The sequence below is a fragment of the Vibrio sp. YT-19(2023) genome (assembly GCF_033337395.1).
Genome location: NZ_JAWOQN010000485.1, coordinates 1 through 706 on the forward strand (window position 1 = coordinate 1; position 706 = coordinate 706).

The 706-nt window shown below is 49.3% G+C and carries 2 protein-coding genes; both read right to left on the bottom strand.

The window, feature by feature from the left end:
- The coding region (vscR, locus tag R7E78_RS26660) for a SctR family type III secretion system export apparatus subunit VscR (RefSeq protein WP_318058678.1) at positions 1-503 on the bottom strand (503 nt) is incomplete at its 3' end.
- Positions 500-706 (bottom strand): FliM/FliN family flagellar motor switch protein (locus R7E78_RS26665; RefSeq protein ID WP_318058679.1); only part of this gene is annotated, 207 nt, incomplete at its 5' end. The genes vscR and R7E78_RS26665, both read right to left, overlap by 4 nt.

Sequence of the window (706 nt, forward strand, 5' to 3'; positions counted from 1 at the left end):
ATAGCGATAAACGGCAAGTAGAGTAGGAAGCCGATTTCAAAAGCCCGCGTTAACTCGCTGACCGTAAATGCAGGCAGCAACAGCAATAAGCTGTCGGAGTCCAAACGGTCCACGTATTTTTGCGGCCACAGTGTGCGTGCTGCGTCGGTAAAAAATATCGCTTCGGTTTCACGAATGTGCTTTTTCAAAAACTCGCGATACGGCTGTAAACCACTTTCAATCAGGCCCTCAACGCTGGCAGAGTCTTCCAAAGAAATGTCGTGCTGTTTTACGTAGTCGTACGTTTCAAAGCCAACCGGTGCCATGATGAAAATCGACAAAATGATCGCCAAGCCATACAGCGCCATATTCGGTGGAATCTGTTGTACGCCAAGCGCATTTCGCAGCAGCGAAAACACGACCGCGAGTTTTACAAATGAGGTCGCCATCATGGCGATAAACGGGATCAATGCCAGCAACGCTAGGCTGACAATGAGGTTTAGCTCATCAGGTAACTGAATCATGCCGGCTCCTGAGTGCCGCCGAATAATTCAAGCACACGTACACCTAAATGATCGTTGACGTTTACCAGTTCACATTCTCCAATGATTTTACCATTCGCGCGCAGTGTCACGGGCTTAGACACCGGTTGGTTGAGCTCGAAAACGTACCCAGGTTGCAGTTGGTTGAGTTGTTCCAGCGTGACGGTTTGGTGGCCGATGTCGAA